The 8525-nt window shown below is 65.8% G+C and carries 10 protein-coding genes and 2 pseudogenes; 7 read left to right on the forward strand and 5 right to left on the reverse strand.

Annotated features, from left to right (window positions below):
- From U9977_RS21645 to U9977_RS21665, 5 genes are all read left to right on the forward strand, one after another.
- On the forward strand, positions 1-291 hold a 291-nt coding region (locus U9977_RS21645), incomplete at its 5' end, for a hypothetical protein (protein WP_322751118.1).
- The gene (locus U9977_RS21650; protein WP_322751119.1) at positions 288-722 is read left to right on the forward strand and encodes a PIN domain-containing protein; all 435 of its coding nucleotides are present in this window, start codon (positions 288-290) and stop codon (positions 720-722) included. The genes U9977_RS21645 and U9977_RS21650, both read left to right, overlap by 4 nt.
- 131 nt (positions 723-853) lie before the next feature.
- Positions 854-1111, forward strand: a complete 258-nt coding sequence (locus tag U9977_RS21655; protein ID WP_322751120.1) for a MarR family winged helix-turn-helix transcriptional regulator — start codon at positions 854-856, stop codon at positions 1109-1111.
- Between the two features lie 332 nt (positions 1112-1443).
- Positions 1444-1830 carry a DUF2784 domain-containing protein gene (locus U9977_RS21660; protein ID WP_322751121.1) on the forward strand — a complete coding sequence of 129 codons (387 nt, stop codon included), beginning with the start codon at positions 1444-1446 and terminating at the stop codon, positions 1828-1830.
- 336 nt (positions 1831-2166) lie between these two features.
- Positions 2167-3237: an acyl-CoA desaturase gene (locus tag U9977_RS21665; RefSeq protein WP_322751122.1), complete on the forward strand. Its 1071-nt coding sequence runs from the start codon at positions 2167-2169 to the stop codon at positions 3235-3237.
- Between the two features lie 32 nt (positions 3238-3269).
- On the opposite strand, the gene U9977_RS21670 is transcribed toward U9977_RS21665, so the two are convergent.
- Positions 3270-4088: an SAM-dependent methyltransferase gene (locus U9977_RS21670; protein ID WP_322751123.1), complete on the reverse strand. Its 819-nt coding sequence runs from the start codon at positions 4086-4088 to the stop codon at positions 3270-3272.
- Between the two features lie 104 nt (positions 4089-4192).
- Between U9977_RS21670 and U9977_RS21675 the strand changes: the two genes are divergently transcribed.
- Complete coding sequence (locus tag U9977_RS21675; RefSeq protein WP_322751124.1) at positions 4193-4315, forward strand: hypothetical protein; 123 nt, start codon at positions 4193-4195, stop codon at positions 4313-4315.
- Between the two features lie 130 nt (positions 4316-4445).
- On the opposite strand, the gene U9977_RS21680 is transcribed toward U9977_RS21675, so the two are convergent.
- The 4 genes and pseudogenes from U9977_RS21680 to U9977_RS21695 form a co-directional block, all read right to left on the reverse strand.
- On the reverse strand, positions 4446-5426 hold the full coding sequence (locus tag U9977_RS21680) for a phosphotransferase family protein (RefSeq protein ID WP_416210733.1): 981 nt from the start codon (positions 5424-5426) through the stop codon (positions 4446-4448).
- A gap of 26 nt (positions 5427-5452) precedes the next feature.
- Positions 5453-5692: pseudogene (locus U9977_RS21685) on the reverse strand (acyl-CoA dehydrogenase); the annotation flags it as partial.
- A gap of 203 nt (positions 5693-5895) precedes the next feature.
- Positions 5896-6705, reverse strand: coding sequence for a CoA ester lyase (locus U9977_RS21690; RefSeq protein WP_322751127.1), 810 nt, complete (start codon positions 6703-6705; stop codon positions 5896-5898).
- Complete coding sequence (locus tag U9977_RS21695; protein ID WP_322751128.1) at positions 6702-7208, reverse strand: MaoC family dehydratase; 507 nt, start codon at positions 7206-7208, stop codon at positions 6702-6704. Before U9977_RS21695 ends, U9977_RS21690 begins: the two co-directional genes overlap by 4 nt.
- A gap of 300 nt (positions 7209-7508) precedes the next feature.
- Here U9977_RS21695 and U9977_RS27190 point away from each other — a divergent pair.
- Positions 7509-8440 (forward strand): annotated as a pseudogene (locus U9977_RS27190) (dihydrodipicolinate reductase).
- Positions 8441-8525: the final 85 nt, after the last annotated feature.

Here is an 8525-nt window from a genome sequence, read left to right on the forward strand (position 1 = left end):
GACCGGTGCTGGTGCTGGTACCATAACCTTATGGTTTTGAAGAAGACGACCGTCATGGTCGACGAGGAGTACCTGCAGATCGTCAAGGAGGCGGCGGCGCGCGAAGGCCGACCTGAAGCCGAGTACTTTCGTGAGGCGTTCCGTATCGCCGCGCTGCACGCCCGCCGATGGTCCGGCGACTGGGACATCCCGGCGCTCGACTTCGGCGGCCCGGTCACCGAAGACGACGTCCGCGAAGCGGTCGACCAAGCGGTCAGTCAGAAGAACGGCAGGATCGGCAACACCACATGATCGTCGTTGGTGACACCTCTGGCCTGGTGGCCGCCTTCAACGTCGGCAATCCGGAACACCTGGCAGCCCGCTCGGCGCTGCGTGAGGCATCGGTGACCGTGGTCTCTCCACTGGTGTTCGCCGAAGTCGAGCACATCATCACCCGCAACATCGACCGCAGGACCGCCTACGCGGTCAATGACTGGCTGCTACAACAGGAGCGGACCAAGCGCATGTTGGTCCCCGCGGTGGCAGCCGATACCCTCCGCAAGGCTCGCACGGTCCAGACCCGCTATGCCGATCTGCGCATAGACCTGGCGGACGCGGTGAACGTGGTGCTGGCGGAGCAGTACGAGACCGACAGCGTTCTCACACTCGACCGACGCGACTTCCGCGCGATGCGCCCGCTCACCAGTCACAAGGCGTTCCGTCTCCTGCCGGACGACCTGTGACCCGTTGGGGCCTGCGCTTGATCCGTTCCGTCGTGACGTCGGCGCTGGACCGGGATCCCGCGTCCGCGAAAGTCCCAGGTCAGCGCCCCGGACAAGTTTCGGACACCCGCAGGGAGCCTACGGTCAGTCCCGTGACCACCGTCACGGGGATCACGGCGGTCCTCAGCGAGCTGCGCCGGCGCGGGTTGGTGACGCGCAGCGTGGATGCGACGGACCGCCGCAAGGTGGCGGTGGCAATTACCGATGCGGGCCACCACGTGCTGCGAGACAGCGAACAAGCCGTCTTCGACGCGCTTCTGCACGCGTTGACCCGATCGTTCACCGACTCGGAACTGGCCCACCTGCATGCGTCCGTTCCGCTGCTTAGCCGCCTCGCAGACGTCCTCTGAAGAAACACCCAATCCACGACATCGGGAGTCATGCAATGCCCACTTCGATCCAGCCCGCCGTCGAGAGCTTCTTCGCGCGGTTCGAGCATGCAAGCCGCATGCTCGAACCGCCGCACTTTCCGACATGTTCGCGGAGGGGCGGATGAAATGGGTGAGTGCACCGACGAGGTGCGCCAACGCACGCACTCGGGAATACCGAGGGCCGTCTGACGTGGGGATCCCGCTGAGCCGGTTCTGCGTCACGGTTGCGTGAGTGCGTAGGATGACTACCGGGTGCGGCAGGTGCAGCAGGCCGACTCACGTGGTATGCCGCAGACCGCTGGGAAGGAATGATGCGCTACCGGTTGCTGGCCGATCTCGTGGTGGCCGTCCACGTCACGTTCATCATCTTTGTCGTCGTGGGAGGGCTGCTCGTCTGGCGGTGGCCGCGGCTGCTGTGGCTGCACGTCCCCGCGGCGCTGTGGGGCGTGCTGATCGTCGGGATCGGTTTCCCGTGTCCGCTGACGTGGCTGGAGAAGTACCTGCGGCGGATGGGAGCTGAGCAGGTCTATGCGGGAGGGTTCATTGATCACTATATCAAGGGTGAGCTGTATCCGAGGGGGTTGAACCCCCTCATGCAGGCTCTTGCGGTGGTGGTTACCGTCGTCGGATACACCGGTCTGCTCATGGGGCGCCGTCATGCTCATGCTCGTCTGACCGCGCGCCCTCCGACGGCTTGAGCCCGGCCGCGAGGGGTGACTCACGGATCGGTATGATTCGGTCGCTTTCCGTCATGAATCCGCCGTCACCATCGTATTGATCAACGAATGGCTTCCCGAACGGACTCCTGAAGCACACCCCAGGTCTGCCCGTCGTCAACCGGCGAGTGCTAGAACCGTTACTGTAGGCTCGCACATGCAGCTCTCCACCGACCCTCATCCAGCACGGCGACGTCGAGACCGAAAGTTGAAGCGCCCGTTTGCGCGAGACGGTATCAGGACATACGAGCGTTTCAAAACACGAGGCTTCTCGTGTGTCACTCTATGGAGTATGCTCCGGCGGGAGGTCGACGTTTCTTGCGTAATTCAGGTGAGACAGGTCTTGCGGAATCCGCCATCGCTCTTCGACCAGAACGGGAAATTCAAAGCGATTATATCGAGTTGCTCGAAAAAGTGCGAGCGGCGGGTCTGCTGAAGCCGCGTTACGGAGCGTATGGAACCTTGATCGCGGCAAACGTCGCGCTTTATCTGGTCACCTGGAGCGCTTTCGTCCTGCTCGGCGATTCTTGGTGGCAGATCGTAACCGCGGTGATTCTTGCGATCTCATTCACTCAGACCGCATTCCTTGCGCACGATGCAAGCCACAGCCAGATACTCGTGAGCCGATCGGCGAATCGGAGAATCGGCCTCCTGCACGCCAACCTGGCCATCGGAATCTGTTATGGATGGTGGGCGCCGAACCACTTTCGGCACCATGCCTACCCGAACCACGAGCAGCGGGACCCTGACCTCACCAACAAGTTCATGCTGATGACCTGGAGTCAGGCCGGCTCGCACGACACTGTTCGGTATCTGCCGCGGCGCGTCCAAGCCTTCGCATTCCTGCCGCTGTTGTCGTTTCAGGCTGTATCAATGCACATAAAGAGCGCGCTCGCCATACCCGGCTTCAAGCCCGGGCGGCGAACGCCTGAAGCAGTTCTGCTGTTCATGCACTTTCTGGCGTACAGCGGCATGCTCATCGCCGTGCTGTCGCCATGGAAAGTGCTGGTATTTTTTGCTGTGCAGCAGGGCCTCTTCGGTATCTATCTCGGCTGCGTATTCGCAATTAATCACAAGGGGATGCCAACGTACGACAACGACGACATGGATTTTGTTCGCCGTCAGGTAGTCTGCTCGCGAAACATTCGCGGAGGGCGTCTGGTATCGTTGGCGGCGGGGGGATTGAACTACCAGATTGAGCACCACCTTTTTCCTCGGATGCCCCGCTCCAACTTTCGCCGTGTACGTCCGATAGTTCAGGATTTTTGTAGGTCGAAAGACATTCCTTACACTGAAGTCGGTGTGCTGGGATCCTTCGGGCAGGTCATGCTGTATCTGCATCGCCTAGGCAAGATCAGGCGTCCGCACGATGCCTACGGCATCCGGTGACAAAACCGAGCGGACGTGTGCAGGGCACTGCGTCAGGGCTTCCGGCCGACGGCACAGAACTGGGCCACCTTGATGTCGGCATGGGGATCGCCGGGCTCGGGGCGCCACTGCGAACACGAAACCACGCCGGGTTCCAGCAGCTCGATGCGGTCGAAGAAGCGGGCGATCTCATCGCTGTTGCGGAGGATGAGCTGGTAGGGGCCGTCTTCGTTCCAGTCCCGTACGGCGTTCTCCATCACCTCGCCGTGCACTTCTGAGGTGGGGTGGGCGATCGTCAGGTAACTGCCCGACGGTACGACGTCGAGAAGTCGATTCACGATTGCGTGTGCCTCGTCGTCCGTGACGAAGCACAGGATTCCCACCAGCATGAGCGCGATCGGTTGATCGAAGTTCAGCGTCCGGCCGGCAGCCTGCAGGATCAGGTCGGGGTCGCGCACGTCTGCGTCGAGGTAGTCGGTGACGCCCTGCGGGACGCTGGTGAGCAGTGCGCGGGCGTGCACCAGGACGATGGGGTCGTTGTCGACGTAGACGACGCGGCACTCCGGCGCGATCGTCTGGGCGACTTCGTGGGTGTTGTCGGCGGTGGGGAGCCCGGTGCCGATATCGAGGAACTGACGAACCTCCGCCTCACCGGCGAGGTAGCGGATGGCACGACCCAGAAAGGCCCGGTCTGCGCGAGCGGAGTCGACCAGGTCGGGCATGAGAGCAAGCATGCGGTCACCGACCTCGCGGTCCGCCGCGAAGTGGTCCTTGCCGCCAAGCCAGTAGTTCCAGACTCTAGCCGAGTGCGGCACGGTGGGGTCGATACCGGCCGGTTGCCGGTGGTTTGTGCTGGACGAACTGTTGGTCATGACGGTACCCCTCCGCCGGCCGGGCTGATGATCGTTGCGGGCAGTGTATTGCGCGGTGCCCTGCCGGTCGCGCTCAGGGCACCGCCTTGCGGATGGTGTGGACGATGTCCTTCGTCTTCGTGTCACTGGGGCCGGTGGCCGGGACGGCGGCGAAGACCGCGGTGTCGCCCGCGACGTTGAATCGGGCCGACGAGACCGAGACGACACCCTGGGCGAGGTTGTCGTAGGTGCCCCGCTCCGTGGTGAAGGTGGGCTTGGCCGCGTCCCAGGATGTGCCCAGTTGCAGGACCAGCCGTGCCCAGCGGGTGCCCCCGTTGGTGTTCCGGGGACTGCTGCCGCCCCCCGACGCGGGCCGGGTCAGTCCGTGGTCTCGGCCAGCTCGGCCGCCGCCTTCATGGTGTCGACGATGACCGGTCCGAACGCCTGCAGCTGGTGGTCGTCCCCGGCCCGCTGGAACCCCTTCTCCAGCACGATGGCGAGTTTCCACTTGGCGAGGATGATGTAGTAGTCGATGTCGTCGACCTGCCGGCCCGACACCTCGGCGTAGTGCGCGAGGACCTGCGAGCGGCTCGGCATGCCCCGCAGGTCGACGTAGCTGACCTTCGACGCCGTCTCGGCCATGGTGTCCTCGGGCCAGCTATGGATCATCCAACCCAGGTCGAGCTTGGGGTCGCCGACGGTGCCCATCTCCCAGTCGACGACGGCGGCCAGCGTGGCCGGCGCCCCGTCGGCGAACATGACGTTGGCGAACTGGTAGTCGCCGTGCATGAGGCCCGGAATGTAGTCGATCGGGCGGTGGGCGCGCAGCCACGCCGAGGCGACGTCCATGCCCTCGAGCTCACGGCCCTTGATCCGCTCGAAGAACTTCGTCCACCGGTCGACCTGGCGCTCGTGAAAGCCGTCCGGACGGCCGAGGTCGTGCAGGCCCTTGGCCGCCCAGTCGACCTTCGACAACAGGGCGATGCCCTCGGCCAGCTGGTAGCCGAGCCCGGCCCGCGCGTCGAGATCGGTGTCAAATGGCGCCGGCCAGGTCTTGCGGCTGATCGGTGACCAGCCGTCGACGAAGCCCATCAGGTAGAAGGCGCGGCCGAGGACCGAGGTGTCGGCGCACATGGCGATGGCCTCGGCGTGGGGCACGTCGGTGCCGTCGAGCGCCTCGATGATCCGCCACTCGCGGAGGATCCCCTCGTCGCGATCGGCCGGCGCGTTCTGTGGCGGGATCCGGATGACGCACCGGTTCTCGCCGCGGCGCAGCTCGTAGATCTCGTTCTGGGTTCCGCCCGACAGGAAGCGGTGCTCGAGCGGCTCGCCCTTGCCGGGCAGGCCGTTCTCGTCCATCCAGGCGGCAAGCCGCTCGAAGTCAATCACAGGTTCCCCATTTCGTGCTCGAGGTAGTCGGCGAACGTCGCCTTGGCGGCTTCCACCTTCTTCGGGATCCGCTCCGTGGGCCAGCGGTTGTCGCTCGGCCGGTAGTTCCGCAGAACCTGGCGGGCGACGGTGACCTTGTGGACCTCGGTCGGGCCGTCAGCGAGGCCCATGATGCCAGCGCTGTGGATCATGTGGAAGAACGACACTTCGTTGGTCGTGCCAAGCGCGGCGTCCACCGCTTCGCACAACGGGAAGCGGTGCGGGCACCCCGGCTCCGTCGGTCGACGCCCGGCTCCGTCGGTCGACGCCCGACGCCTCCGGTGCCTTTCTCCTCCGCCTCGCGATCTACGCACCCCGGCCCCACTCCTTGATCCACTCCCCTGTTGCCGGGCACTCCTGGAAACGCCCGGCGTCACGACAGGCCCTCAGGGATCCGGCATCACTGCGGATGCTTGGCGAGAATGTGTTCGGCGTGGCGCAGGACGGGGGCGTCGACCATCCGGCCCTCGAAGGAGAACACACCGGCCGCCTGCCGGGCCGCCTGGAGTACCCGTCGGGCCCAGTCGACCTCCTCCGGCGAGGGCAGGAAGGCGTGCCGGATGGCGGCGACCTGGCTGGGGTGGATGCACGCCTTCACGGTGAATCCGCTGGCCGCCCCGTCCTGTGCCTCCCGGACGAGTCCGTCCCGGTCGGCGATGTCGAGGTAGACGGAGTCGACGGCGACGCGCAGGTGGGCGCCGGCAGCGAGCAGGACGCTGGCCCGCGCGTGCATGGCGATCTGGCGGTAGCGGCCGCTGGGGTCCCGACTGGAACGTCCGCCGAGTGCGGCTACCAGGTCTTCGGCTCCCCACATGAGGCCGACGGTGTTGCCGACGGCGGCGATGGCCGGTGCGGCCAGCACCCCGCGCGGGGTCTCGCAGAGCGCGAGGACGTGGCGTGGTGCGAGGGCGGCCACCTGCTCGGCCGTCTCGGTCTTGGCGAGCATCACGGTCTGGTACGGGGTGTCGGCGAGTACCGCCAGGTCCTCGGCGTAGTCGTCGGTGCCGGCCGGGTTGATCCGCACGATCGTGCGGATCGGGTCGAGCAGGGTCTCGCGCAGCGCTTGACGTGCCCGGGGTTTGTTCTCGGCGGCGACGGCATCCTCCAGGTCGAGGATGACGCCGTCGGCTGCCGCGGCCGCCTTTGCGTATCGGTCGGGACGGTCGGCGGGGCAGAACAACAGCGCCGGTCCGGGCAGGTCGGTGGTCACCGACTCACCTCCGGGCCCGGGTCGGAGCACAGCATCAGCGCGGAACGCACGGCGACCGCGACCACATCGCCGTCCTGGTTGTGTGCGGTGTGTTCGAAGGTGACCACGCCCTGGCCCGGTCGGCTGCGTGAGAGCCGCTTGTCCACCACGGTCGTCTCGGCGTAGAGGGTGTCGCCGTGGAAGACCGGAGCGGGGAAGCGGATGTCGGAGAAGCCGAGGTTGGCCACGGTGGTGCCCTGGGTGAGCTGGTTGACCGACAGGCCGACGAGGGTCGATAGGGTGAACATGCTGTTGACCAGGCGGCGGCCGAAGGGCTGGGTGGCGCTCCACGCCTCGTCGAGGTGCAGCGCCTGCGCGTTCATCGTCAACGTGGTGAACAGGGTGTTGTCGGCTTCGCCCACGGTCCGTCCTGGCCGGTGCACGTACACAACGCCGATCTCCAGTTCGTCGAACCACAGGCCACGCTGCTCGATGCGACGGCGGTGGTCGTCTGCGCCGATCATCGGTTCACCTCCGTCGGTCGGGGCTTCGGCTTCGGTTTCGGCTTCGGTTTCGGGTCAGAGGATATGCGATCATGGTTCTGCTCGGCGACCAGGTCGATCCCGCTGACCACCCCGCTGACCACCCCGCTGACCGGATGTTCGACCTCCAGCCGGGTGTTCATCTCCATGAAGCGGGGGAAGGCGGATCGGTATTGGCCATCTCGCTTTTGGAGAATAGCGTTTTCTCCACTGGAGAGTGGAGGGTGCGGCGACGTGGCAGGGGATCTCGACGGGTTACGGGCGGCCGAGGGCCAACGGGCATTGGACGCCACACCGCAGTACCGGGTCGTCCAGTGGGTCACCGGGAACATCGGCACCCGCGCGCTGCGGGCCGTCATCGAGCACCCGAACCTGACCGTGGCCGGGGTGTACGTCCATACGCCGGCCAAAGCAGGACGTGATGCCGGCGAGCTGTGCGGGCTCGGCCCGACCGGGGTCGTCGCGACCCATGACATCGACGAGATCCTGGCGCTCGGCGCCGACTGCATCCTGTACATGCCGGCCACCTGCGACATCGACGAGGTCTGCCGGTTACTGGCAGCGGGCGCGAACATCGTCACGACCCGGGGCGAGTTCCATCGTGCGGACAGTATCGATCCGGCGGTTCGCGAGCGGGTCGAGGCCGCATGCGACCGCGGTGGCACCTCGATCCACGCCACCGGCAGCAGTCCCGGGTTCATCACGGAGGCTGTCCCGCTGGTGTTGACCTCGATCCAGCGGCGGCTCGACAACCTGACGATCAGCGAGTTCGCAGATCTCTCGCAACGCGATTCGCCGATGCGCTTTCGATGCCGCTGGACTCCCTGGAGGCGAGCGGGTAGGTCGCGACCGCGCGGCGCGCGGTCCGGATCGCCGCCGGCACACTGGAGGCCGACGCCATGGCCGCGCAACGGATGACGGTGTCGGGTATCCGAGGCGGTCGGCCGGTGCTGTGTTTCCGGGCCATGTGGTACTGCACCACCGGCCTCGATCCCTCGTGGGACGTCCGCGCCACCGGCTGGCACATCTCGGTCGACGGTGACGCGCCGCTCGACATCGACATTCGTTTTCCGGTGCCTCTTGAGCGGATGGGTGCCATGTCGCCCGGATACACGGCGAACCGCGCCGTCAACGCTGTGCCCTTCGTGTGCGCGGCACCCCCGGGGATCCGTTCGACGGTCGACCTTCCCCACATCGTCGCCGTGCTCGGGTGACCGCGCCGCCGCGGTCCCGGCGGTGGTCAGGTTCGGTATACAACGGCATCGTAGGTAGAAAATGTCATCATAACAGCCGATTCAA

Source organism: Protofrankia sp. Cas8 (assembly GCF_963555845.1).
Taxonomy (GTDB): Bacteria; Actinomycetota; Actinomycetes; order Frankiales; family Frankiaceae; genus Protofrankia.